Here is a 26,192-nt window from a genome sequence, read left to right on the forward strand (position 1 = left end):
GAACAACTGGAATAAATTAGAAGAGCTTACCCAGCTTTATAAGGGCCTTTGGGGAGACCTTTATGAGTTTCTTCACAAGCTCGGTGGTGCTCACCTTCTCAAACTCAACATCCTGGAATGCCTCTGCAATGGAGTCAAGTTCGCTGTCGCTGAGTGTGAGCATGTAATCCTTGACCTTGAGGTACCTGTCTATCTCCTTACCGATCCTCTCACGGCAGTCCCTTTCATACTCCATGAGCCTCTTCTCACTGACATCTCCATCGGCAACTGCAGCCGCAGCAACCCTTCCGGCCAGCATACCCCCGGTCATGCCGCTTATTATACCTCCACCGGTCAGGGGGTTCACCTGACCTGCAGCATCACCAACGACCATGAGGCTGTCTGCAACAAGTTTCTTTGGCATTCCACCAACAGGGTCACCGCCTATGTTGAGTTCAACTGGCTGCGCATTCTTTGTAGCGGGGCAGGACTCCACAAATTCAAGCAGGTGTTCATAGGCGCTCTTATCTGTTTCGGTTGAGAGTACGCCGAGGCCCACATTGGCTATGTCATCACCCTTGGGGAATATCCATGCATAACCACCCGGTGCCACGCTCCCGAAGTAGAACTCTATGCAGTTGTTGTCCTCCATTTCAACTCCCACCATCTCGAACTGGGCGGCTGATTCCATGTCCTTGGGCCTGGTGGCTGTTCTGAGGCCCCCCCACCTTGCAACCCTTGACTCGGGGCCATCAGCTGCGATGACTATCCTGGCCTTTATATCGAATTCCCTGCCCATGGATTCTGCCCTGACAAGGTAGCCGTCATCGGTCTTCTCCATGCCCGTTGCAAGGGTCTTAACCATTATCCTTGAACCGGCCCTTGCAGCATCCATGGCCATGTGCTTGTCAAAGACCTTCCTCTCGAGGATGTAGCCGGCCTCAGGGAGTTCAACCTTATCGGAGGTCAGCCAGACATCGGTACCGTTTGGTGATACGAGGCGTACACCATCAAGTTTCTTTGTAACCCAGCGGGGACTTGGCTTTATACCCAGGGATTCAAGACCACCGATTGACACTCCCTCAGCACACCTCTTTGGGGCTCCTATTTCTGATTTTTTATCTATAAGGAGGACTTCAGCTCCCCCGAGGGCTGCATGTTTTGCTGCTGTTGAACCGGCCGGGCCGGCGCCTATTACAAGGACATCTGTTTCAGTCACCATGATATTCACCTCTCAAGCGCCCTCACAGGGCAGGCATCTATACAGATATTGCATTCCTTACACATATCCTCTGAAAACCTGATGGATGTTTCCCGGACCTCTATGAGGTTGCGCGGACATACACCGGCGCATTCCCCACAGAACATACACCATTCCTTAACCTTCATGATATCAACCTGTAAAATCAATTACCTTAAAGGGTCCATTATCTGAGTGGATATACTTTGGGTCTTGCCCTATATATAGTTCCTAATCTTTTGGCGGCACCCTATTTATATCTTTCATTATCAGTGAATGCCCTCATAAACTATACCTTAAAGGGTCCATTATCTGAGTGGATATACTTTGGGTCTTGCCCTATATATAGTTCCTAATCTTTTGGCGGCACCCTATTTATATCTTTCATTATCAGTGAATGCCCTCATAAACTATACCTTAAAGGGTCCATTATCTGAGTGGATATACTTTGGGTCTTGCCCTATATATAGTTCCTAATCTTTTGGCGGCACCCTATTTATATCTTTCATTATCAGTGAATGCCCTCATAAACTATACCTTAAAGGGTCCATTATCTGAGTGGATATACTTTGGGTCTTGCCCTATATATAGTTCCTAATCTTTTGGCGGCACCCTATTTATATCTTTCATTATCAGTGAATGCCCTCATAAACTATAAATTACATTCATGGCATAATAATATTGGAGGTTGCTAAATGAAGAGGTTTTTATTTCTAATTCTCGTTGCCGCGGCGGTAACGGTATCTGGATGTGTGAGTGAGGAACCCCAGTCCAAGAGCTTCTCTGACGGGACCCTGAACTTCACCTACCCTGCTACATGGGAGACCTTTGATTCTGCCAGGGCACAGGGGGCCTTTGCAAGGGAGCCGGGGATTTCAAAGGATGTAATCGTTTACCTTGGTAATGACAGTTATGAACTTGCTGTTGCAAGGGTCACTGCAAGGGCTGGATACTACCTTAAGGATGCTGAGACTGTTAAGAACCAGATGAAGGATGAGTCAGGTGTGGTCTCTGCAGAGGTGAGGAAGGTTGATGGCCGTAACGCTGCAGTTGTGAAGGCTCTTGATTCAACAAGTTCAACCATATTCGTCTACATTAAACTTGACAGGAACAATGGCTACGCCTTCATGTACACAGGGCCTAGGAACAACGACACGACCTTTGAGGAAATTCTAAGCAGTGTCAGAATAACATAGCTATGGATCCTCAGAGTAAAACATGAACTTTTATTTTTTTTGCTTTGGGTTCAAATAGAAAGACTTTTATTAAATAAAAAGTTAATTATTAATAAAAGGGGGAACAAGATGTCTAAAAAGAAGATTGAAGAGCAGATAAGGAGTAAGGATCCTGAGGAGCTCAGGAAGGAGGTTGATGAGCAGATAAAGACCAAAGGGGAGTATTCTGAGGAGCTCAGGAAGGAAGTTGATGAGCAGATAAAGACCAAAGGGGAGTATTCTGAGGAGCTCAGGAAGGAAGTTGATGAGCAGATAAAGGGTGATAAAACAGAAAAACTTAGAAAAAAGATTGATAAACAGATAAGAGGAGATAAAGATTAGTCATTAATTTTTAGTTTATTTTTTCCACCCGCTTATGATTGTTTTGCTTTTACCTCTTCTTCAGGTTTCATGGCGTTAAACTAATTTTTAATGATGTTGATCTCCTCTGATAATCTAACCACTTCACGTTAAATGGATATAGGTATATAAATATTTCTATTCCCTCCTTTTAGAGAAATTATTAAATATCATTATTTAATATGAGAAATGTAATTAATGGGAGGTGTTAAATAATGGGATCATCATTCAAATCCCCTGCTGATACAGCGAAAGCCTGTTCTGCGATCGCGGAACTGAAAGAAAAAGCACCACTTGGAAAGGTTATAGTTTTGAGTTTCCTTGCGGGTGCATACATAGCTTTTGGAGGCCTCTTGGCCGAAGTTGTAACTGGTGGAATGGCCAAAGCAGGATACCCTGCAGGTCTTGTTAAACTTGTCTTTGGTGCAGTGTTCCCAGTCGGGCTCATGCTTGTCATAATTGCGGGTTCTGAGCTCTTCACAGGGAACTGTATGTACATGCCATTTGGTATACTCGATAAGAGAGCAAGTGTCATGGGATTGATAAGGAATTGGGTAACAAGCTGGGTATTCAACCTTGTTGGAGCAGTATTTGTTGCTTACTTCCTTGCAGTTGCTACAGGTATCCTTTCAGCAGACCCCTGGCAGGCATCTGCCCTGCAGATTGCCAAGCTCAAGGCTCTTGGAGGAGTTGAGTTCGTTGCTGCAGGTAAAACCATAAAATCACTTACATGGACTCAGGCATTCCTCAGGGGTATTGGCTGTAACTGGCTTGTTTGTCTTGCAGTATACTTGGCGATTGCTTCTGATGATATCATAGGTAAAATCTGGGGAATATGGTTCCCTATATTCGCATTCGTTGCCATAGGATTCGAACACAGTGTTGCAAACATGTTCTTCATACCAGTCGGCATCTTCCTTGGTGGAGTTACATGGAGCCAGTTCTTCATAAACAACATGATACCAGTTACACTCGGTAACATTGTAGGGGGCGCTGTCTTCGTTGCGTGCCTCTACTGGTACACCTACCTCAAGGAGTAGGTATACCATTTACATTTTTTTTAAATGGAGGTGATAATATGAATATTGAATATGTTCCTAACACATGTCCTTACTGTGGTTGTGGCTGTGGAATGAACATAATATCAGTCAACGGGGAAATAGAGGGTGTTGAGCCCTGGAAAAGGCATCCCATGAATGAGGGAAAGTTGTGTCCTAAGGGTAACTTCGCCTACCAGTTTGTGAGCAGGGACGACCGTCTCAAAACCCCTCTGATAAAGGAGAACGGTGAGTTCAGAGAAGCATCATGGGATGAGGCCCTTGACCTCATCGCATCCAAACTTAAAGAATACCGTGAGGAGGATCCTGATCTCCTAGCATTCCTTGCATCTGCAAGGTGTACCAATGAGGAAAACTACAGCCTCCAGAAATTTGCCAGGGCAGTGATCGGGACACAGAACATTGATCACTGCGCAAGGCTCTGCCACGGACCATCAGTCGCTGGGCTGGCACAGACCTTTGGGTCAGGTGCAATGACAAATTCAATTATAGACATCGAGGAAGCCAGCTGCATATTCATTATAGGTTCAAACACAGCAGAACAGCACCCGCTCATATGGAGAAGGGTTCTCCGTGCAAAGTCCAAGGGCGCAAAATTAATAGTTGCAGACCCCAGGATCACACCAACAGCCAAACAGGCCGACATATACCTGCCCTTCAAACCAGGCACAGACATCCCGCTGCTTAACGCAATGATGAACGTGATAATCGAAGAGGGCCTGGAAGATAAGGATTTCATAGAGAAAAGGACAAAGGGTTTTGAAGAACTCAAGGAAGTAGTGAAAAAATACAAACCAGAGGATGTTGAGGAATTAACACTCACACCTGCGGATAAGATCAGGGAAGCTGCAAGGGTGTATGCAGAGGCAGACAGCGCAGCCATACTCTTTGCCATGGGTATAACACAGCACATTACAGGTACAGACAACGTTATTTCAACCGCAAACCTAGCCATGCTCACAGGTAACATAGGTAAGCCCGGTGCAGGGGTCAACCCGCTGAGGGGTCAGAACAATGTTCAGGGAGCCTGTGACATGGGAGCCCTCCCTGCATTCTATCCAGGATACCAGAAGGTCATTGATGAGGAAGCAACCGAGAAGATGACCTGTGCATGGGGATGCAGTGACCTTAAATGCACACCAGGGCTGACAGTCGTTGAAATGATGAATGCGGCTGAGAAGGGAGAGCTCAAGGCCATGTACATAATGGGTGAAAACCCCATGGTCTCCGACCCCGACATTCAGCACGTTAAGGAATCCCTTGAAAGCCTCGAATTCCTGGTTGTCCAGGACATATTCATGACAGAAACCGCTGAACTGGCTGATGTTGTTCTACCTGCAGCTGCCTGGGCTGAAAAGGACGGTACATACACAAGCACAGAAAGGCGTGTTCAGTACATAAGAAAGGCTGTTGAAGCTCCAGGTGATGCCAGAGAAGACTGGGACATAATATGCGACCTGGCAAAGAGGATGGGAGCCGAAGGATTTGACTTTAACTCCCCAGCCGAGATCTTTGAAGAGATAAGGGAGGTAACACCCCAGTACGCGGGCATGAACCCTGAAAGGCTTTCAAAACCAGAAGGTCTTCACTGGCCATGCCCCGATGAAAGCCATCCAGGAACACCAATACTTCACACAGAACAGTTTGCAACACCTGACGGCCTTGGAATATTCTTCCCAATAGAACACAAAGACCCTGCTGAAGTTCCAGATGAAGAGTACCCATTCATCCTTACAACGGGTCGTGTACTGTTCCATTACCACACAGGATCAATGACAAGGAGATCAGAGACCCTTGACAGGGAACTGCCAACAGGATTTGTTGAAATAAACGACGAAGACGCCTCTGAACTTGGAATCAGAAGTGGTGACATGGTTAAGGTCAGAACAAGAAGGGGTGAAATTGAGATAACAGCAAGGGTCACACCCGATATAATGAAGGGTGTTCTGTTCATCCCATTCCACTTCGCAGAATGCGCTGCCAACATGCTGACAAGCTCCAGCGAACTTGACCCTGCAGCCAAGATGCCGGAGCTCAAGGTTTCCGCAGCCAGTATAGAGAAATGAGGGGGCTTGATGATGGTTGAAGTAAACGATATGTATTATGCTTTTTCAGAGAATGAAGAAATTGCAGAAAAAGGTGAATATGGAGGGGCCGTAACCTCACTGCTGAAATTCCTGCTTGAAGAAGGAATCGTTGACGCGGTTCTAGCCGTTAAGAAGGGTTCAGATCTCTACGATGCCGTCCCAACCCTGATAACAGATCCCAATGAGGTCATAGAATCTGCAGGTTCACTCCACTGCGGTACACTCAACATTGCAAAGGTCATCACACGTTACCTTAACGGCGCAAGGGACATGAAGATAGCTGTCACAACAAAGCCATGTGATGCCATGACAATAGTTGAGGTCGCCAAGAGGGGTAAGATAGACAGGAACAACGTGATAATGGTGGGTGTTAACTGTGGAGGAACACTTCCACCTGTAAAGACGAGGCAGATGATAGAAGAAGTATATGAAATGGACCCTGACGACGTTATCAAGGAGGAAATAGCAAAGGGTAAACTGATAATTGAAACATCAGACGATGAAAAGGGCATCAGTGTTGATGAAGTAGAAGAGATGGGTTACGGTAGAAGGACCAACTGCAGAAGATGTGAGAAGAACATACCAAGGATGGCTGACCTTGCACTGGGTAACTGGGGTGTTATAGGACCCCTGGCCGGCAAGGCAACCTTCGTGGAAGTAACATCTGAAAAGGGTGCTGAAGTCCTTGAAAAGGCAATAAACGCAGGAGTGATTCATGTAGAGGACCCAATACCCAAGGGTATTGAAATACGTGAAAAGATTGACCAGGCAATGGTTAACCTTGCAACCAAGTGGCAGAAAAATGACTTCAGTGAAGAAAGCGGTGCTGAAATCCTTATGAACCTTGATAAGTACATGGATGACCTGAACCGCTGCATCAAGTGCTACAGCTGCAGAGAAGCATGCCCGATCTGTTACTGTGAAGAGTGTTCACTTGAAACAAGGACTCCTGAATGGCTTGAAAAAGGTAAACTTCCACCATCCCCTGTCTTCCACCTTGAGAGGATGATGCACATGGTGGATTCATGTACCAACTGTGGCCAGTGTGAGGAACTCTGCCCTGCAGAGATACCCCTTGCAAGGATATGGCATGAAATAAACATCAGGGTACAGAACACCTTCGGCTACAAGACAGGGTTTGACACAGGTCAGGAACCTCCACTGACCCATAAATAAAAAAACCATCCTATTTTATTTTTTTAAGGTGATACGATGATTATAGATCAGTTACTGGAAAAAAACCAGGAATTCCTGAGGAATTTTAAGGGTGAAGACCCCGGTAAAAGACCGGCCAAGAAACTTGCCATCGTAACATGTATGGACACAAGGCTAACAGACTTCCTTGAACCTGCAATGGGCCTTGAAAGGGGTGACGCCAAGATCATAAAGAATGCAGGTAACACCATAACAGATGATGCACTTAGGTCACTTGTGGTTGCGGTGCACTCCCTCGGCGTCGAGGAGATCATGGTCATAGGGCATACTGACTGCGGAATGGCAAATGTTGACTTTGAAAGACTCCGGGAAACCATGGAAGAGAAGGGAGTCCCCCGTGATTTTATTGAGGAACTTGGACTGGAGGACTGGATCCTTGCAATTAGGATGAGGAAAAAAATGTTATTGAGGGTGTCAGGACCATCAAGGAATTTAGGGCAATCCCCCATGATATACCTGTCCATGGACTGATAATCGATGTGAGGACTGGAGAACTTAAGGTTCTTCATCGAGACTGATTCATTTATTTTGTCTCATTTTTCATCAATACTATAAAACAGGATTACGCAACTCCTCAACGCTTATAACCGGGATTTTCATATTATTCATTGTTAGGGAGTGGACAATTGGATAGATAGACAAAAAAAATAGTTCTTGTGGTATGCTTTGTACTTGTTGCAGCTTTATTTCAATCCCATTTTGGTCTGATTTTAACTGTTCTTGTGGTATGCTTTGTACTTGTTGCAGCTTTATTTCAATCCCATTTTGGTCTGATTTTAACTGTCTTGTTTTGGAGAGGAGGGTGGGTGTGCGTGTTCATTTCAATCCCATTTTGGTCTGATTTTAACGGGTCTCGTCGATGTTTACGAGGACCTCTGCCTCGATGCATTTCAATCCCATTTTGGTCTGATTTTAACGGAGATCACATACCACACACCAGATGAACCCTACCCAAATTTCAATCCCATTTTGGTCTGATTTTAACCAGATCGGGCAGGGGTCACGGTGTGTGGTGACCCGAATTTCAATCCCATTTTGGTCTGATTTTAACCATGATGTGACTTCAGTCATCCATTAGGATGAATTTATTTCAATCCCATTTTGGTCTGATTTTAACCGAATACACAGAATACATATACCGTTGGGCTGACCAATTTCAATCCCATTTTGGTCTGATTTTAACTCTTCGTTTGGGCGGAAAACGCCCAAGACGAACTCATATTTCAATCCCATTTTGGTCTGATTTTAACAGAAAATCATCCACGTCCAGAGCAACGCTGACATAAATTTCAATCCCATTTTGGTCTGATTTTAACAAGAAGACCTTGAACTAAGCCTTGAGAGTCTCCTTAGATTTCAATCCCATTTTGGTCTGATTTTAACCCATCGTCGAATTCACTGCCCTGGACCCTGAGGCATTTCAATCCCATTTTGGTCTGATTTTAACAGCTCTCCCCGACAATTGCGAAATCATCTTCAGGTTCATTTCAATCCCATTTTGGTCTGATTTTAACTGGAAAAACATCCTAGAGAAAACAGAAGAAAGAATGATTTCAATCCCATTTTGGTCTGATTTTAACCAAGAGGAGGGCGGAGTACTGGACTAGGGAGGCTGTGATTTCAATCCCATTTTGGTCTGATTTTAACCTGAGAAAAGAAAGAATAAACGACTTAGAAGCATTTGATTTCAATCCCATTTTGGTCTGATTTTAACGAAAACAGAGAAAAGAAAGCCCCGCGTGATCGAACTGGATTTCAATCCCATTTTGGTCTGATTTTAACCAAGATAATCCTTGCAAGGGATTATCACGACGAAAAATTTCAATCCCATTTTGGTCTGATTTTAACACCTGGATGATGAGAGGATACTGAGCCTCAGCAGCGATTTCAATCCCATTTTGGTCTGATTTTAACTGATGCCAGAACCGTATGGGTAGTGTGCATAAGTCATTTCAATCCCATTTTGGTCTGATTTTAACAGAGATGGGAAGGTCAAGGCAATCCATTATCTACGCGGATTTCAATCCCATTTTGGTCTGATTTTAACGAAGTAGGGGTAAAATTCCGGATAATTTCAACAGTTAATTTCAATCCCATTTTGGTCTGATTTTAACTCTGCTGATGATGATGATGATGGTGGCGATGATATTTCAATCCCATTTTGGTCTGATTTTAACCCTTTGATGAGGTGTGGGCCGTCTTCGAGCGCCTATAATTTCAATCCCATTTTGGTCTGATTTTAACATGTAACTGGCCGCAACAAACGTCTCTAAGTCGTTTAAATTTCAATCCCATTTTGGTCTGATTTTAACTACTAGAAGAAGCAGGAAGGGACGACGTAATTTTGAATTTCAATCCCATTTTGGTCTGATTTTAACGGGGTTGGGGTGAGTTTGAGTTTTATTTTCGTCATATTTCAATCCCATTTTGGTCTGATTTTAACTCAGGAATAGGAGGAGCCATTCCATCGTTTTCTCCTTAATTTCAATCCCATTTTGGTCTGATTTTAACTCATTTCCATGTACGCTGCGAACATGTCACGTTCCAATTTCAATCCCATTTTGGTCTGATTTTAACGAATAGAGGAATTCCTCGAAAGACTCCAGATACGAGATTTCAATCCCATTTTGGTCTGATTTTAACTCTTTTTTTTTACATTTTAAGTGTTAAAAAAAAGGATTTCAATCCCATTTTGGTCTGATTTTAACCATATTTTTTTGTCATTTAAACTGATAAAAAAAAATTTCAATCCCATTTTGGTCTGATTTTAACAGGAAATAAACGGATATCTGCTTGAAGAAGTAAATATTTCAATCCCATTTTGGTCTGATTTTAACCGTTATTGAAAAAGAAATGGATGCAGACAAATTCAGTATTTCAATCCCATTTTGGTCTGATTTTAACTTACATATACAGGTGATAAAAAAAATGGTTATTGGCAGATTTCAATCCCATTTTGGTCTGATTTTAACGGAACACGGCGGAAATGGCCCGTACCAGTATCCTGAATTTCAATCCCATTTTGGTCTGATTTTAACTACACGAATATGGGTTTTTGGATAATGAAAAAAGAATTTCAATCCCATTTTGGTCTGATTTTAACCAGAAGGCCTTCATCATCCACTCCTACTATTTGAAGCATTTCAATCCCATTTTGGTCTGATTTTAACTAAATGTAAGGACTCCTGCTTCATTGTATTCTATGATTTCAATCCCATTTTGGTCTGATTTTAACCCACATTTATAAAAAAAAAGAATAAGTGGTTATTGTATTTCAATCCCATTTTGGTCTGATTTTAACTTATTTTCTCATTAATTTTTAGGAGTGTATACTCTAATTTCAATCCCATTTTGGTCTGATTTTAACAGGACGGATTTTTTCTCTGTTTGGCCCTTAACGCTATGAAATTTCTCCTTTCAGATATATAAATTTGTCGACCCCCAATAATGCACTCCATTTATAAAGGCAGACGACTCAACAAAACATCTCCAAATAAAAAAATAAGACACCGAAATGATCTAAAACAATTTTAAAACAATCATAACAAGATAAATAATCCATGGTGCCTGTACAACCTTTTAAAGTAAAAAAGGAGTTAAAATAACTTATTGTTATTAAAATTTTCCTGTGAATTTTCATGGGATAGACGACTGAACCAGAGGCCTTAAAATAACCAATAAACCGGCCATAACACCTTAAAATAAAAATAAAAGAATTAAAACGTGCAAGGATATATTTAAATCAATGTTTGTTATCATTGAAGTAAGTTTTAATGTGCTGTTTATTCAAAGAGGTCTTTTAAGCACTTTAGAGTCCATTGAGATCCAGATTAAATATAGTTGATTCAGACACCATCAAAGACCCATGGGACTATGGTCACTAAAATAAAAAAATCAACAGTTTAACCATGAAACAGCCCTTTTGTTCTCAGGTCATCTCTAACTATGTACTTCACAAATTTTCATGGTCTGCTTCTTCGTCAGACCTGTCACATCGGTCATCTCTAACTATGTACTTCACAAATTAGGTTGAAGAATTCCACCCCAGATTACAAAGGGTCATCTCTAACTATGTAATTCACAAATCACTCATCATTTGCCTTGTAAAAACGCCCGCCATGAACTATCATGGATCTTATCTATTTACAGTATCCGATTCCAGAATGGGGTGCTGAAAGGGGTCATGAACCTATCATGAATCCTATCTATGGTATCTGTGGGGTGCAGGGGGTCTCATGGATCCCCTATTAATTCTGACCGAACCTTCGTAATAGAGAACTATAACGAATATTGGAAGGGTCCTGCACTGGGGATCAGAACCACACTTTCATCTGTGATGTACTAAAACAGGCACTGCTCGATTTTTATGGTTCTAAAAATGTTATTAAACTGTTAATACATTCAGATCTCTCATTCCTGGTGTCTATCAAAAAATATTTATAGAATTCAGTTTTATAGTACGAATGGGTGGTTAAAATGTCTTTTATAAAACCCATGACCCTTGATAAGAAGATATCTTACCTGACAAGCATTTCAGTCATGATAATATCAACCATAACCCTGGTCCTCTTCATTGCAGGCCACCATGTTTCTGCAGGAAGCTCCTTCTTTTTTGATAACAATCCCGTAACATCCATAAGTTTCATTCTCCTTTCAATATCAGTACTCACGGTAAGATACTCGGAAGGAGCAGCATCCCTTGCCCTTGCAGCCATCCTCTTCATCCTCCAGGTTACAGGAAACTGCAGCTGCATACAGGGGCTGCTCAACCTCCAGCTCCCGGCTGCATGCACCGTGACATCAGCACTCATCATAGTGTACACAACAGCCATAATACTCTTCACATTCAGGTGTTACCATGCAGCCCAGCTGTGCTGCTACATTGCAGGCACCGTTGGCTATGCAGCATTCCTCTCGGGCATTACGGGTGTCATTGAGACATCACCCAGGCTACAGACATCCCCTGCATCGGCAATCATCCTTCTCCTCCTGGCTGTGGGCTTCCTCAGCACCAGAACATCGGAGGGGCTCGTGGAACCCCTATACTCTGAGAGGATAGGAGGCTACACAGGCAGGATGCTCATCCCGGTCATGATGGCAGCCATCACACTCACAGCCCTCATAATAATCACTGCAGAGGAATACCTTCCCTTCTCCACCGAGATATTCCTTGCAGCAGTAAACCTAGCCCTTGCCATCATCATAATAACCTTCACGGCCTACAGGCTCAACCTGGTTGACACCGAGAGGATAAGGAACCAGAAAAGGATGGAGAGAACCTGGAAGTTCTTCAGGAACGTTATTGACCACATGGAGGAGGCTGTAACTGTCCTGGACGGCACCGGCAAACCGATCTATGAGAACACAGCCATGAAGGAACTGGGGATCACCTATGGAGGATTCTGGGATGAGATGAAGAAGAGCAAGCTGCCACAGCCCGTTGAAACCTTCAGGGCAAAGGGAAGGTACTTCACGGGGTGGATGATCCCCCTGGAGGATGGGGGTATCATCTCACTCATGGATGTTACAGGCATAGTGAGGATACAGGATGACCTGAGGGCGAACATTGCAGAGAAGGAGGCCCTCCTCAGGGAACTCCACCACAGGGTCAAGAACAACCTCCAGATAATCCTGAGCCTCATAAACATCCAGCTCCATGATGCGGATGAAGGGGCAAGGGAGGCCCTCATCGCCATACAGACAAGGGTCCAGGCAATGGCCATGATCCAGGAATCCATATACAGTAAAGGGGACCATACGCTGGTCAGCATGCAGACCTGCACCTCAAGGATAATCGATCACCTGAAGTCGGTCTTCGATGCCTGGAGTATTGACTTCCACCTGGACAGTGATGTGAAAGTCAACCTTGAAACAGCCATGCCACTCGCACTCATAATAAATGAACTGGTCTCAAACGCCCTGAAACACGCATCCCCGGGGAGGATAGAGGTTGAGATCAGAGAACAGGATTCAGGGTATCATTTAAGGGTGGCTGATGATGGTGCCGGGTTAAAGGATTTTAAGGCAGGAACAGCCCTGAAACTTGTAAGGGCCCTTGTAGGTCAACTTGAGGGTGAACTGAGGATACTCACCATGGAGGATTCACGGGGCACAGAGTTCATGGTACCCTTCAGGGAACTTGAATACAGGAGGAGAACATGAATTCAGGATAGCAGAACCGTCCTTGAGGGTTTCACCCCCAGCTTATGGGGATCCTTCATTGATTTTCTGAGAACCATGAACATGACACTTACCTTCTCAGGAAACATTCCTTTCTATTATGGTCTTCCCGGAATTTCCCTCTCCTTAGGGTATCCATGTAAAAGGATCTGCTCATGAATGAAGTCTATCTCAAGGCTGTCTTCCGGAAGGTCCATTATAATCTGGAAGAGGTCCCTTGCAGAGGTCCCTCAAACCTAGGGGTGATGATACCCCGGGTATCCCTATTCTCTTAAGGTCTTAGGTTTTCATATAAGTCATCCTGCAGGCTTTATTAATAATTTGATCTGTTCATGAGGGAACCATCCAGTTTAGATGATAAATTTTTTTGACTCATCAGATATTTATGAGACATGAAAGATATATCCATTAACAGTAAATATTAATTATGGTGATCCAATGGTTTACTGCTGGAACTGCGGAGAGAAGAACCGCGACGATGCAAGGTACTGCTTCAACTGCGGCAGGCCCCTGAAGGACAATGCTGGAGGAAATGGGGGTGAAGAGAAAGAGAACCCCTGCCCTGAAGTGGTTCTCAGGGGGGATGATACCGAGAACCTGGACATGCTGACCCCTGAAAACTTTCTGAGGGACATGAAGACCCTTGAGGAATACAACAGGAGAATCCTCAAAGCTGCAGAGAAGTTCAGAAGAAGAAAGATCAGGAAGAAGGACTTCAGCAGAATGCTTGAGAACCTTAAAGATGCCATAAGTTCGGAACTGGATGCCCTCAATGATGAACTTGTCTGCATCAGCCCGGCGGTCATGGAGGTCACGGTATCATGTCACGGGGATGACCCCGTCATCCTGGAAGTTAAAACCGGTGCAGATAAGGAGAAACTGCAGGGTTACATGGGGATGGTTGTGAATAAGATGGCTCAAGACGCGGGTCGCGGGAACTATGAGAAACTGCAGGGTTACATGGGGATGCTTGAGGAAATAAAAAGGGAGGGTAAGGAAATGCCTGAAACACCCGCCCCCGGCGAGGACCATGAAGAGGAATTCAAACCCCCTGCAGATGCATCATGGATAGAACTCTGCCCTGTCTGCAGGAAGTCGAGCCTTGAACCCTACACCGAGAAGAAGCTCATGGGCCTTTTAACAGAGAATGGTTACCGGTGCACTGAATGCGGCGCTGTATTCGCAGGTAAGGATGACAGGTATTCCCTTCAAAGGGTCGGGGATGAAAATAATGCTACATGGAGGACCTATGCCCACCAGGCCCTCACCGGGGAGGAATGGACCAGGATAGCCCACGGTGGAATGTCAGACGCCCTCCAGAGGGAACATGATATTAAGAGGTGGCTTGATGATGCAGCGGCCGGGAGGGTTAATTTCAGGGAACCCGAGTCCCCGGTGATCCTCAAGAAGAATGAGAGGGCTGTCCTTGTCCTTGAAGGGGTGAGCTTCTGGGAGCCAAGGGCTGTCCGCCGCACCATAGGAACCTACGGGGGACCGACCGTAAGGGTTTCAAAGAATGTTTCCCTGCGCCTGGGGGGATTGCAGGCCCGGAGCGAGTCCCAGGAGGAGCTCAAGGAGATCGACAGGGGGGTCCTGGTCCTGACGAACCGGAGGATGATATTCGCCGGATCCAAGCGTACCATAAATATTGACCTCAGGAAGATACTATCCATTGATGCCTACAGGGATGGTATAGCCTCAAGGCGGGAGAACAAGCAGAAGACAGAGTACTTCCTCAACACCGACAGTTCAGGGATCAGCATCAGCGTCGATGGAAGAACCTACGATGTCCCCGTGACGGGACCGGTGCTTAAGACGGTGATTGAGGGGATGATAAGAAGCCTCTGATACCCTGGATAAAACGAATTAAGGGTTTATCCTGTCATGATGCCATGCACCGTCAGGTTGTGAATAGGGTTCTGGAGATAGGCAGGCCTCTTTTTAGCACCGCTGGAACAGTACATGTTAAGTCTCTCTGACCTCTGAAGGATGATTCATTTCCCTCCTACTGCTCTGTCATGTATAGGTATACAACGAAGTCCCTGTTTTCGTAGACCCTTTCAAGGTAGGTGTGGTTGAGGCTGGATACATTGATGAGTGACGGGTTATAGAAAATGAATCCTTCAGAGACTTTGAATGTGAAATTACCTGTTGCTTTAAGTCTTTTATCGAATACAAGGTATCGAGTGCCGTTTTTTGAGATTTCTTCGGCTGTGGGCATTCCTCCTTTTTCATAGAGGAGGGGGTTAACCGGTCTGTTCGTATAGGCCATCACGAAACCCGCTGTGAAGTAATTTGAAAAGGAGATGGTCCCATTATCCCCTTGTTTATTGAACCATTCTGCAAGTTCAACCTCTGATTCAGCTGGTGGCGCGATCACAACTCGCCCATGGTGTGTCAGGGCACCGTAATCTGCAATGTTCTTACTGGAAAGGTTGCTAAAACCCTGGAAGGTTGCCAGTATGAGTATCAGTGCCAGAAAAATCCATGCCAGATTTTTATCCTTTCTCTGGATGCTTTTAAATGCTGAAATCAGTCCACTGGCGGCCAGAATACTGAGAGGGATCATTATATAGATCAGAACACGGTATGTTATAACGTTGATTCCAAAATAGTAGGCCTTTGATAGCAGGAGCACTGCAAGGATCCATAATAGGATTATCCTGTCTTCAAGCTCGAATCTTTTAAGGGCAGTTATCACCCCAATGGCAGATAAGATGATGGCGGGATAACCCAGCGCATTGGGGTACTTCAGGATGCTGAGTCTTCTTGAAGTCTGCAGGGCTGTGCTGACACCGCCGGGACCTGTATTCTTGAAATAAATGGCAGGCGCCCACCACAGTGCAGCGATTAAACCTGCTGATATGATGAAGAGGATGTAGCTGAAGAGCACCCTGCCTATCACTGAAAGGTTCCTTTCCATGTAAAGCTCGGAGCCCATGATCCCGAGGGTTATGATTGTGACTGTGAATCCGAGACAGAATGTTGCAGCTGGATGTATAAGTGCGATTAAGCCCATTAAAAGTCCGGATATAACAGCTGTGATGGGTTTATCCTCTTTAAAAAATTTATAATAAAAGTAAATACTCAGGGGGAAGAATATGAGGGCCATGTTCTCGGGCAATGCTTGAACAAGTCTTGCTGAAATTGCGCCGGAAAATAGAAGGATACCCGCAGCAAGGCCTATCATCTGATTTTTGTAGAATTTTGAGGCGACAAAGCTAACTGATAAGACAACAAGTCCTGCCAGAAAAGGCTGCATGAATCTTGCAGTTTCAAAGAGCCCTGTTCTTAAAATGTATGATAAAAGGATGAGGGTGAAGTGAAAGATTGGGGGATAATTTATTATATTCCCTGCAGGAGCATTATAAATAGGGTCGAAGAGGGTTAGGCCCTCTGTAATGTAAACCTTTGAAATGTGTATATGATAAAAGATGTCCCATCCAAATGGCCAACGGTAGCTGAGGGTTACAAAAAGAACAGCTAGGAATACTATCAGAGATGGAACAATGTAAATGGCCCTGCTATCTGAATTTTCCATGTTCAGCTCCCTCTATTAATCAGGTTGATGATTGTGTTATGATTATTAATGTTACAAACTGATTCTCTATGCCGGGTCTATTTAAGTTTTTCTATGTTTAGAGGAGATTGAACTTTCTGGAAAGCAGGAAAGGCTCCTAATTCCGATAACCATTGATTTATTTTCTAACTGCCGGAATGGACTTCATAGCGGATCATCCACTTTCATATTATCATTCCTGTGAGTTATCCCTCTCTCGTTCGGGGGACTTTTTTTGCTTCGATGATAGGCCTCTTCATCTTCAGAAGCAGGTTTTTCTTATGGAATCAGGTGCCTGTTTAGAAATAGTTAGAAAGAGGATTGAAAAGGATTTAATAACAACACATTTAGGGTTCATCTGTGACAGAAAGTGGTAAAGAGTATATCATAGTGACAGCAATAATTGAGTAGAGAGTACCTGGGCGTCCTGAGGATTAACACTGTATAGGGATGTGAGCTGGTCTTCAACCTGGTACATGGGCGTCCTGAGGATTTTATTAAAACCCATGAAGATTAGGGGAAGTGTAAGTACCCGAAAACAGCAGCTGCCCTTAAGTGTCCGGATCCGGAACGATGCACCAAAACAACATTTATTAAGTTCTTTCCTTTAACTATGAGATAACTTCAACTGTATGGAGAGAGAATTCCATGAAGAAAATTGGTGGTTTAACAATAATCGACATAGCAATAATCCTATTTGTATGCTCTGCAGTAGTCTATGGTTTTATCAGAACTGCTGACATTGATTCCAATCAGGAGGTATTTACATTTGATGTCTCGGATATTTCGAAGGTCGAGACGAAATACAGCGAATTTTATAGCAGGGGCAAAGTAGTTGAGAGTAAGATAAGTGGATATAACTCATTAACAAAAAGAAAGGAAGAAATACGTGGTGAAGTCCTGTGGGTAGGATATTTAAACGGTTATCTAAGTATCCTGATAGATGTTAACGGTGAAAAATTGCTTGCAGGACCATATCAGAACAAGTTTGCAGATTTCTATATTGATTCAATTACTCTGCAAGCCACCGGTAAAAAAGACGCCGTTGATGTTGTTATCAAACCACGACGCATAAACAGGATATCGGACCTGATTATAGATGTACCTGGTGTGAATTATGAATTGACCACCAATATTCCCATCAAAAACTATGATGTTTCTAAATTCCAGGAACTCTCAAAAGAACTGTATATTAAAGAAAAATATGTGCCCATAAACCTGAATGTTCAGCAGGAAAGAATAGAAATTTTCAAGGCAACCCCCAGCACCCTTAAAATAGCCGATAGAATTCTTGGGGATGTAAACGGGCAGACAGATTTCATAAACCTGAGAATATACAGTGCAGACAAAGCAGTCATTGAAAAGATAAAAAGCAAATACGATGTGGTAAAGATCATAGACCTTAAATCACTCTAAATAATCAGGGAGCACAGTTTTATGAGTCAGATTTACAGTATGGCAATAAAAACCTGCAGAAGGATTGAGTCTGAAATTAAGGGTATGCTGCTTTACAACATATTTTTAAAAATCCTTTTGAGTGTTGAGAAAATATGGTTAGACAGTTACTTCAGGAAGGCTTATCCCAGCGGTAAATTCCTTAAATTTCTTGAGAAGAGCCATGTACTGAAGAATCATATTTTTGCCCCCCCACTGTTCATCCTGGCATTCTCTATATTTATGATAATGGCATCAACTCCAGTTTCATGGAAACTGCACCTAACCATACTAATAGGCTTCATCTTTTTTTTCCTGTTTTCCATGATAATACCAAGGTTCATCCTTAAGGACATGGAATATTATCTGAAATTCAAAAGTGAAGATATCAATTCCATCGGTCTAACACTATTTCTGGTCAGCATAATATTCTTCATTATAACAATCACGGATGTTGGCGGTTTACCCCTCCTCCATCCAACCCTCAGATACAGTCTTAACCCGAAACTTACAATTCCAGCATTCCTCATGATCCCTGCAACAGCATTGATATCATCCCATCTCCTTGAAAAAATGAAGGAAGGCAGCATAGATAGGGCAAGGGTGAAATTCAGAATAATGGTACTGGCTCTTATCTGCGCTGCTTTTTTAACCCTTCTTGGCTACAGGACCCCGGTGGTGGCATTGATTCTGATTATTGCCATCATGGGGTATTATACTGGACTATTTGATATATGGGAGATTCTGGGATCATTCCTCTTCGCATTCCTTGTAATTATGGGTATAGGTTACTTCAGGTCTGTGGAGGAATATTCAGTTACCAGCATCAGCGCCATGAACTTTCTTAAGATGCGAGCAGCCTTCACCCTCAACGTCCTCGACATGTTATCCCATCTCTCGGGACCAACCGGTGCTTTACATGGTGACCTGATCATGAGCATGATCCCGGGCCCTGGGGATGGACCAAGAACCTTGATAGGGAAGCTTATTTCCTGGAGAACTGGTGTGACAATCACTCCAACAATCTTTGGGCAGATGCTTGTGGATTTCGGCACAGCAGGTGTGGCTGCGGGAATGGGTATACTCGGGTTAATTACGGGAGCCGGTTACAGGATAATGAAAAAAACAGGGGACACATTTTACATCATGCTCTACGCCCTTATAATGGCCTATCTCATCATATCTGTTGAGACAGGTATTCTTGACCAGACAGTGATGGGTTATTTTGCGGCCGGAGGCGCTATATACCTTTACAACATTGTTAAAATAAACAGGCATTAACTTTACCGGCGGGGCGGCTCCCTCCTCAAGGACCGGTGCTTAAGACATTAATTGAGGGGGATGATAAGGAGCCCCTGTTAGGGTCCTTTCTGTTTCTGGATGCATCCCGTACCTTCTGTATGGGTACTATGGTAACAGTAAATATTATAATAGAAGTCACCGTAAAATAGAAATCGTCAGGGTGGTTATTGATGGAGACAAAATTCAAGGATTTTTATGATATACTAGTTGAAAATCTTGAGTCATTCAATGGTGAGTACGCATCCTTCATAGATTATGGACCTCAACTCTTTAAACTTCTGTCGGATTTACTGGGGTATGAGGGTCTTAAAAGCCAGTTAAAACTTAAAATCAGTGCAGCCATAGCATATTATGTCGTGCCAATGGATGTTATCCCTGAAACCGTTTATGGTGCCTACGGCTACATTGATGATATCTTCATAACAACCTATGTGATTCGCCTCCTGGCAGATGTATACGGTTATAAGTTCTTGGAGAACTACTGGGAAGGCGAGGATGATCTTGAAAATGTGGTTGAACTCTGCTATGAAAGATCAAAGGACGTACTCCGGGAAAAGACAACGGATGTACTTAACTATGTTGGCCTCATATAGTCGTCAAGGCCGACCCTGTTTTCCCAGTTTTTCTCTTCAAGCATACTTAGAGTATCATGGATGGATTCACTTTTTACATTCAATTCGATGAGGACTTCAAAGCAGCCATCCTTCTGTATTATCATACACTTTTTCATGAATCCCATGAATGGATTGAGTTCTTCCATGGTATCCATTAATTGATTTCGATTTATAATTCCATTCATGAGGAGGTTGTGGCTTTCATCGGTGCTCTGGTTTATATGGATTATCTCCTTTCTGCTGGGGGATGCCTGTTCTGTTGCTGGTTCTGGTTCAGCTCCAGTGTATATCCTGTAGATCTCTTCAAGTTCCTCCCGGTGTTTGAGTTCGAATCCTTCACCTGTTTCTTCGACAAGGTCGTGATCCTGGAGGATCATTATATTGATATCCAGCTGCTGAGGGTCCTCAAAGGAGTCAATTAAATCCTCTCTTTTGAATGGTCCATCAGCCACAACGTCTTTCATGGATAAAAAGGTCTCCCATGCCATTATCTTATCATAGCATTCCCTGCACTCATCACGTGTACTGTCCCCTGTACTGTAAAAACTGGATTTTGGCAGGGTCCTGTTACAGATGCGGCACTCCTTCACCATATTCGAATCTTTAACAAGCTCTCCTTCACCGTACTTTGAGTAGAACTCTGTTAATTTACTGTCATCTATCAGGGTGTAATTTTTGAAGGCGTCCTCTTCAATAAGGTCGAATTCCTGAAGCTCCCATATGAATCCCTGTATGTTTACGCGTTCCTCTTCACTTTCTATGATATCATCAACTCTGAATTTAACTCCGGGTTCAACCCTTTTTCTTATTTCAGCAAGGGAGAGTGCAGCGTTCCTTTTACCTGCACAATCCTTACACTCCCTGCCCTTTCCTGTCACATAGAACTCTGTAGCAGGTTTGAGTTCTCCGCATATGGGGCACTCGGTTTCCTCTTCCTCTGCTTCATGGTCTTCTGTTCTGTCGGTTACCCCGGGTTCCTGCCCCTTCTCCTTCATGATTTCCTTGAGTTTTATGTTCTCTATGAGGAAGCTGTTAACGGTTTCATCAGATTTTATCCTGCATGAACCATCCCTGTAGTCGAGGAGACCGAATTCATCAAGTATCCAGACCATTCCCTGGAACTCGATTCTCTGAGATTCATCCATTTTAGCGGTTATTTCTTCCAGATGGAATTCTTCCCCTGGTTTAAAGGTTTCAAGTAATCTTTCAAGGGATTCCAATGCGTACAGTGTCCTTGAACATTCGGTGCATAGAACCTGAGGAGAACTTCCCACTTCAGCCCTGCAGTTGAGGCATCTGCCGGGTTCACCACCACGTGTCCTGAATTTATTTTCCGGTTCTCTGGTTTCAGAGTCACTATTCAGTTCCATCCACCACATAGACATGGGAAGCACGTCCTTATGATATCAAGATTCACTGCACCGCCCTTTTCCCCACTGCCAACTTACAAATGATTTTTTTACAGATTTTTCAGGGCATTAATACAGACTTCCGCAGTAAATGAATGTTTACACATAAAAATTTAATATTCCTTCACATACTTAAGCCTTTCATATACAGACAAATAAAAAACTTTATCTATTAATTTCAAAAAAAACGTTTAAAGGGTATTCAGTGTCTTAAGGGGGGTTTTCCCATAAAAAAAGGACCAATTTCAGATAGAAAATCTAATTTCTGGATCCATAGGATAGATCCTGATTTACTTGAGGATGTATCAAGAAACCTGGTTATAGGAGCTAGAAAGAAGAGGAGCAGGAATGTCAACAGTATACGCCCCAATGACAGGATATTCATCTTCGCACCCATTATAGTAAACGGGCGGAGGAACCTGACCTTCATTGCATACACCATGGTTGATGGGGTCTACAATGATAGCGGAACCCTCTATGATTACTATGAATCCACCAGGAAGATCAGACTTAAGGGTATAAAGTTCTTCAGCCCCCCGTTACCTGCAGTGGATCTCAGGAAAAACCTTTCGTTTTTAAATGGGAATAGATATTCATCAGCCCTCAAATCAGAATACAGGGAGATATCTGAGGCTGACTTTAAACGGATATACTCCCGGGCCAATTTCGTTAAAAACTTTCCCCTTTACCTTGAAAACGTCTCATTCAACATTGATGAATTTATCTTGAACTCAATAAATTCCCTTCATGGTATCATTAAACGCTTTGATAATAGGAAGCAGATGGATATAAAGACCTTTATCAGGCTTCTGGGGGAATTCATGGATTCATATGGAGTCAGTAAGCCCTATGATGAGCTTGAGGAGTTTTACTCCCTTAATGCATGGAGGACAGGAATCAAACATTACCCCTCAAGGGACCCAGAGAGGATAGTAACCCTCTACAACAGTCAGGGTGGTAAGAGGGACTTCGGATTAATATCATTTGAGTAGGAGGTATATTAATGGATCCAGAGAACATCCTTAACGCCCTTAAAAACGGTAACGTGCCTCCTGAGGGTGTCAGTGAGATATGTGTGGGGCGTGAGAACGAGATTGAAGAATTCCAGAAGATATTTGAGAGGGTAAGGGGTGGTGTGGCTGTAACAAAGTTTCTGAATGGAGAGTTCGGGGCTGGGAAATCCTTCTTCCTGAAGCTAATTGAGGAGAAGGCGCTTGCAGAGAACTTTGTTGTCTCAAAGGTAACCCTCAGCCGTGACGTCCCCTTTAACAAGTTCGAGGTTGTTTATCGTAATATTGCAAGGTCCCTTACCTGCAAGACCGGAATATCCCTTGAACATATAATTGAGCGGTGGATGACAAAGATAAGGACGGTGGCCCTTCGCGAAACTATCGACCCCTCCCAGCAGGAGCAGATTGTGCGGGATAATATCCATAATGACCTTAAAGAAGCCCACAAGTATTCAGCAAGCTTCGCCACGGCCATAGAAAATTATTATAACCTTTTATCAAAGGGGGATCATGAGACAGCAAAGCATGCCATCGCATGGTTGAGTGGTGAGACCAACATCCCATTCACAATAAAGCGAAAGTTCGGGGTTAAGGGCGATATTGACAAGGAAAACGCCTTCAAACACCTTGAATCACTTTCAGCGTTTCTAAAATCCCTTAACTATGCCGGCCTTGTCATACTTATAGATGAGGCAGAGCATATCATGACCCTCCACAACAAGAAGCTCAGGGACACAGCCTACGACTATATGAGGAACATATATGATGCCTGTAACGGCGGAAGGTTCAGGAACACCCTCTTCATATTCGCAGGAACCCCTGAGTTCTTTGAGGATCAGAAGCTCGGGATACCCTCCTACACAGCCCTAAATGAGAGGATAGAGGATGTTCTCCACACGGAGCTGAAGGACCTCAGAAAACCCATAATCAAGCTGGATGGGTTTAAAAGGGAGGATCTCATGGAGTTATCCAGCAGACTCATCTCCATGCATGAGGAACTCTATGACTGGGATGCCGGGATTGTCAGGGACTCCCTTGAGGGCATAATTTCAAGGCATGAATCAAGCGCTGAACTGACGGGTTATATACCTCCAAGGATCTTTGTGAAATCATTTATAAGCGTCCTTGACGTTGTACAGCAGAACCCTGAACTCAAGACTGAAGACGAGATACTTGACCTCTTCGAGGAGAAGGAGGAAATAGAATTAGAGGATGAAGACTGGATTTGACTCTTTGAGAGGGTTAGATGTCTGAAATACTGAATCCTAGGCTCAGCCATTTTCTTGTAAACCGGCTGGGCTGGAATAAACTTAGAGATGTCCAGAGGGCAGCCCTTGAACCCATAATGGGGGGAGATGACACCCTTATACTTGCAAGCACAGCTTCAGGTAAAACAGAGGCGGCTATCATACCCATCTTTAACTCCATGATAGGTGAAGGTGCAGAGCCAGTGTGCCTGCTCTATGTATCGCCCCTCAAGGCCCTTATAAATGACATGCACATGCGCATGGATTCCTGGTGCAGCCACTTTAACCTTGAGGCTATGAAGTGGCACGGTGATGTCTCAGGCAGCGCCAAGAAGAGGTTCATCAGGGACCCGGTTGAGGTACTCCTCATAACCCCCGAGTCCCTGGAGGTCATCCTTATAAACAGGACCCATGATGAAAAGCGGAGGATCTTCAGGAACCTCAGGTACATCATCATAGATGAGATACACTACTTCATCGAGGCTGACAGGGGTGTTCAGCTTAACTCCCTCCTTTCAAGGATAGAGAGCTACACGGACCGCAGGCCGCAGAGGATAGGTCTTTCAGCCACCATCGGGAACCCTGACGCGGTAATGGACTGGATGAGCCCTGGAGGGTGTTCACTGGTAAAGAGTGAATCAGACCGGAAACTGGACTTCCGCATATTCAATGTTAATCTTAAGGATCCCAATGTTGAAGATCTTGAAGAATTGCTTGATATACTCAAAAGACTCACCGGGAGAAAGGTCCTGATCTTTTCACCATCAAGGGCCAGAGCTGAAGCTTACTATAGGATAATAAAGGAAAAACTTGATGTTGAAGTATTCATACACCACGGATCCCTCAGCAAGGACCTTAGGGAGGATGCCGAGGCTAAATTCAAGGAACTTTCAGGGGCCTTCATGGTGAGCACCAGCACCCTTGAACTTGGTATAGACGTGGGTGATATTGATGTGGTGGTCCATCTAAGTGCACCGGCCTCTGTAAACCAGTTCCTCCAGAGGACAGGTAGGAGCGGTAGGAAGAGGGGTTCTCAGAGGACTGTGATATTCACTAATGGGGGTATGGATGTTTTAATAGCTCTTTCAACGGTTTCACTGGCACTTTCAGGTAAACTTGAGAATTTAAGGATACCTGAAAGGCCCCTTGATATCTATTTCCATCAGATCCTCAGCTCCGTCTTTGAACTGGAAAAACCTGAACCCTCTGATATTTACAGACTCCTCAACAGATCAAGTGTATTCTCAAGGATATCAGAGGATGATTTTCATGGGATGATTGAATTCATGATCGATGAGGACTTCTTAAGGGAGTACGGTCCTTACATCCACCATGGATTCAAATTTGAGAAGACCTTTGGAAAGATGAACTTCCTGGAGTTCTATTCAGTATTCCCCCCTAACTATGAATTCAAGGTTAAAAAGGGGGCAATGACCATAGGGACCATTGACGCGTTTTTCGCGGTAACCTACCTTCAGAGGGGGTCTGTTTTCATGCTGGGGGGAGATGAGTGGATTGTAATGGATATTGACTATGAAAGGTTCACGGTTCGGGTTAAGCCTTACAGTGGTAATGCTGATATACCTAAATGGAACAGTGGTGGGATGCCGGTGAGCTTTGAAGTTTCAAGGCACGCCTACGATATAATACTTGGCAACTTCAACAGGGACCTCCTGCGGAACCTTGATGAACATTCACGGATTAAGATTAAGAATTATATGGGAAGGGCTGAGTCATTCGGCCTGGAGGAGGGCATGATCCCAGTTAACATGGATTCAACTATAAGCATCTACACCTTTGCAGGTGACAGGGTTAATAAACTGATTTCAGACATCTTCGCCCTGGAGGCTGAGAACAGCATAAGTAATGTGGTGAATGATGCATTCAAAACTTCCTTCGTTGCCAACATAGATTACAGCGACATCCTGTTCATAATGGAGGATATTCCCTCTATAATATGTGAGGACGGCTTCCCCCTACGCCTCCAGACCCACCTCAATAACTTTGTTAAGAACAAGTTCATCAGGTACCTGCCAGAGAATGTGGCTGCAGAGATAATCTATGAGATCCTCTATAATCCTGGGGATCTCCTGAAGCTCCTTGATGAGAACAGACCAGTCCATATAGATGGATTCGGCCTTTTTTGAAGAACCCTGAGTTTCAGTTCAGTAATCTACCGGTGGATATGGGGCACATCATAAGATAAAAAATTTAAATCATTTTAGCTATATGATTTTAATGATTTAAAAACTTTCATCCATTCTTTTAAAATCTTTTATAAAGA

17 protein-coding genes, 1 pseudogene and 1 CRISPR repeat array are annotated in these 26,192 nt (G+C 43.8%); of the genes and pseudogenes, 14 read left to right on the forward strand and 4 right to left on the reverse strand.

The window, feature by feature from the left end:
* Window positions 1-16: 16 nt before the first annotated feature.
* Window positions 17-1,198 (reverse strand): geranylgeranyl reductase family protein, encoded by a 1,182-nt coding sequence (locus tag N5910_RS03645; RefSeq protein WP_074359733.1) that lies wholly within the window; start codon window positions 1,196-1,198, stop codon window positions 17-19.
* A gap of 8 nt (window positions 1,199-1,206) precedes the next feature.
* Window positions 1,207-1,368 carry a 4Fe-4S binding protein gene (locus tag N5910_RS03650; protein WP_074358760.1) on the reverse strand — a complete coding sequence of 54 codons (162 nt, stop codon included), beginning with the start codon at window positions 1,366-1,368 and terminating at the stop codon, window positions 1,207-1,209.
* Window positions 1,369-1,914: 546 nt separating this feature from the next.
* Here N5910_RS03650 and N5910_RS03655 point away from each other — a divergent pair.
* From N5910_RS03655 to N5910_RS03690, 8 genes and pseudogenes are all read left to right on the forward strand, one after another.
* Entirely contained in the window at window positions 1,915-2,415 is a 501-nt protein-coding gene (locus tag N5910_RS03655; protein ID WP_261599789.1) for a hypothetical protein, read from the forward strand.
* A 39-nt stretch (window positions 2,416-2,454) separates the two neighbouring features.
* On the forward strand, window positions 2,455-2,775 hold the full coding sequence (locus tag N5910_RS03660; RefSeq protein ID WP_261599790.1) for a hypothetical protein: 321 nt from the start codon (window positions 2,455-2,457) through the stop codon (window positions 2,773-2,775).
* Window positions 2,776-3,008: 233 nt separating this feature from the next.
* Window positions 3,009-3,833 (forward strand): formate/nitrite transporter family protein, encoded by an 825-nt coding sequence (locus N5910_RS03665; RefSeq protein ID WP_074358763.1) that lies wholly within the window; start codon window positions 3,009-3,011, stop codon window positions 3,831-3,833.
* 38 nt (window positions 3,834-3,871) lie between these two features.
* The gene (gene fdhF / locus N5910_RS03670) at window positions 3,872-5,917 is read left to right on the forward strand and encodes a formate dehydrogenase subunit alpha (RefSeq protein ID WP_074358764.1); all 2,046 of its coding nucleotides are present in this window, start codon (window positions 3,872-3,874) and stop codon (window positions 5,915-5,917) included.
* A 9-nt stretch (window positions 5,918-5,926) separates the two neighbouring features.
* On the forward strand, window positions 5,927-7,114 hold the full coding sequence (locus N5910_RS03675; RefSeq protein ID WP_074358765.1) for a Coenzyme F420 hydrogenase/dehydrogenase, beta subunit C-terminal domain: 1,188 nt from the start codon (window positions 5,927-5,929) through the stop codon (window positions 7,112-7,114).
* A gap of 36 nt (window positions 7,115-7,150) precedes the next feature.
* Window positions 7,151-7,671, forward strand: a pseudogene (locus N5910_RS03680) (beta-class carbonic anhydrase).
* A 167-nt stretch (window positions 7,672-7,838) separates the two neighbouring features.
* Window positions 7,839-10,520: direct repeats of the CRISPR family, unit length 30 nt; unit sequence ATTTCAATCCCATTTTGGTCTGATTTTAAC.
* Between the two features lie 1,109 nt (window positions 10,521-11,629).
* Window positions 11,630-13,315: a sensor histidine kinase gene (locus N5910_RS03685; protein ID WP_074358767.1), complete on the forward strand. Its 1,686-nt coding sequence runs from the start codon at window positions 11,630-11,632 to the stop codon at window positions 13,313-13,315.
* A gap of 456 nt (window positions 13,316-13,771) precedes the next feature.
* Window positions 13,772-15,181, forward strand: coding sequence for a zinc ribbon domain-containing protein (locus N5910_RS03690; RefSeq protein ID WP_074358768.1), 1,410 nt, complete (start codon window positions 13,772-13,774; stop codon window positions 15,179-15,181).
* Between the two features lie 157 nt (window positions 15,182-15,338).
* Here the strand turns inward: N5910_RS03690 and N5910_RS03695 are convergent, their stop codons facing one another.
* Window positions 15,339-16,874, reverse strand: a complete 1,536-nt coding sequence (locus N5910_RS03695; RefSeq protein WP_074358769.1) for an ArnT family glycosyltransferase — start codon at window positions 16,872-16,874, stop codon at window positions 15,339-15,341.
* A 666-nt stretch (window positions 16,875-17,540) separates the two neighbouring features.
* Between N5910_RS03695 and N5910_RS03700 the strand changes: the two genes are divergently transcribed.
* The 3 genes from N5910_RS03700 to N5910_RS03710 all read left to right on the forward strand — a co-directional run bounded on the left by N5910_RS03700 (window position 17,541) and on the right by N5910_RS03710 (window position 20,221).
* Window positions 17,541-18,308 carry a hypothetical protein gene (locus tag N5910_RS03700; RefSeq protein WP_074358770.1) on the forward strand — a complete coding sequence of 256 codons (768 nt, stop codon included), beginning with the start codon at window positions 17,541-17,543 and terminating at the stop codon, window positions 18,306-18,308.
* An 84-nt stretch (window positions 18,309-18,392) separates the two neighbouring features.
* Window positions 18,393-19,607 (forward strand): oligosaccharide repeat unit polymerase family protein, encoded by a 1,215-nt coding sequence (locus N5910_RS03705; RefSeq protein ID WP_261599875.1) that lies wholly within the window; start codon window positions 18,393-18,395, stop codon window positions 19,605-19,607.
* A gap of 191 nt (window positions 19,608-19,798) precedes the next feature.
* Entirely contained in the window at window positions 19,799-20,221 is a 423-nt protein-coding gene (locus N5910_RS03710) for a YkvA family protein (RefSeq protein WP_074358772.1), read from the forward strand.
* Here the strand turns inward: N5910_RS03710 and N5910_RS03715 are convergent.
* Window positions 20,203-21,612: a hypothetical protein gene (locus N5910_RS03715; RefSeq protein ID WP_074358773.1), complete on the reverse strand. Its 1,410-nt coding sequence runs from the start codon at window positions 21,610-21,612 to the stop codon at window positions 20,203-20,205. The genes N5910_RS03710 and N5910_RS03715 overlap by 19 nt on opposite strands.
* A 479-nt stretch (window positions 21,613-22,091) precedes the next feature.
* On the opposite strand from N5910_RS03715, the gene N5910_RS03720 reads away from it, so the two are divergent.
* The 3 genes from N5910_RS03720 to N5910_RS03730 are packed head-to-tail and all read left to right on the forward strand — an operon-like array spanning window position 22,092 to window position 26,055.
* Window positions 22,092-22,643 carry a hypothetical protein gene (locus N5910_RS03720; protein ID WP_238337976.1) on the forward strand — a complete coding sequence of 184 codons (552 nt, stop codon included), beginning with the start codon at window positions 22,092-22,094 and terminating at the stop codon, window positions 22,641-22,643.
* Between the two features lie 11 nt (window positions 22,644-22,654).
* Window positions 22,655-23,890 carry a BREX system ATP-binding domain-containing protein gene (locus N5910_RS03725; protein ID WP_074358775.1) on the forward strand — a complete coding sequence of 412 codons (1,236 nt, stop codon included), beginning with the start codon at window positions 22,655-22,657 and terminating at the stop codon, window positions 23,888-23,890.
* 17 nt (window positions 23,891-23,907) lie between these two features.
* The gene (locus tag N5910_RS03730) at window positions 23,908-26,055 is read left to right on the forward strand and encodes a DEAD/DEAH box helicase (protein WP_074358776.1); all 2,148 of its coding nucleotides are present in this window, start codon (window positions 23,908-23,910) and stop codon (window positions 26,053-26,055) included.
* Window positions 26,056-26,192: the final 137 nt, after the last annotated feature.

It is taken from the genome of Methanothermobacter wolfeii, from assembly GCF_025397995.1.
GTDB lineage: Archaea > Methanobacteriota > Methanobacteria > Methanobacteriales > Methanothermobacteraceae > Methanothermobacter > Methanothermobacter wolfei.

Bases quoted from the DNA above. Each gene is read 5' to 3' on its own strand.
- N5910_RS03695 (WP_074358769.1), bottom strand. From the start codon at position 16,874: ATGGAAAATTCAGATAGCAGGGCCATTTACATTGTTCCATCTCTGATA.
- N5910_RS03715 (WP_074358773.1), bottom strand. From the start codon at position 21,612: ATGGAACTGAATAGTGACTCTGAAACCAGAGAACCGGAAAATAAATTC.
- N5910_RS03730 (WP_074358776.1), top strand. From the start codon at position 23,908: ATGTCTGAAATACTGAATCCTAGGCTCAGCCATTTTCTTGTAAACCGG.
- N5910_RS03710 (WP_074358772.1), top strand. From the start codon at position 19,799: ATGGAGACAAAATTCAAGGATTTTTATGATATACTAGTTGAAAATCTT.
- N5910_RS03675 (WP_074358765.1), top strand. From the start codon at position 5,927: ATGATGGTTGAAGTAAACGATATGTATTATGCTTTTTCAGAGAATGAA.
- N5910_RS03725 (WP_074358775.1), top strand. From the start codon at position 22,655: ATGGATCCAGAGAACATCCTTAACGCCCTTAAAAACGGTAACGTGCCT.
- N5910_RS03685 (WP_074358767.1), top strand. From the start codon at position 11,630: ATGTCTTTTATAAAACCCATGACCCTTGATAAGAAGATATCTTACCTG.
- N5910_RS03705 (WP_261599875.1), top strand. From the start codon at position 18,393: ATGCTGCTTTACAACATATTTTTAAAAATCCTTTTGAGTGTTGAGAAA.
- N5910_RS03655 (WP_261599789.1), top strand. From the start codon at position 1,915: ATGAAGAGGTTTTTATTTCTAATTCTCGTTGCCGCGGCGGTAACGGTA.
- N5910_RS03650 (WP_074358760.1), bottom strand. From the start codon at position 1,368: ATGAAGGTTAAGGAATGGTGTATGTTCTGTGGGGAATGCGCCGGTGTA.
- N5910_RS03665 (WP_074358763.1), top strand. From the start codon at position 3,009: ATGGGATCATCATTCAAATCCCCTGCTGATACAGCGAAAGCCTGTTCT.
- N5910_RS03690 (WP_074358768.1), top strand. From the start codon at position 13,772: ATGGTTTACTGCTGGAACTGCGGAGAGAAGAACCGCGACGATGCAAGG.
- N5910_RS03700 (WP_074358770.1), top strand. From the start codon at position 17,541: ATGAAGAAAATTGGTGGTTTAACAATAATCGACATAGCAATAATCCTA.
- fdhF (WP_074358764.1), top strand. From the start codon at position 3,872: ATGAATATTGAATATGTTCCTAACACATGTCCTTACTGTGGTTGTGGC.
- N5910_RS03720 (WP_238337976.1), top strand. From the start codon at position 22,092: ATGGTTGATGGGGTCTACAATGATAGCGGAACCCTCTATGATTACTAT.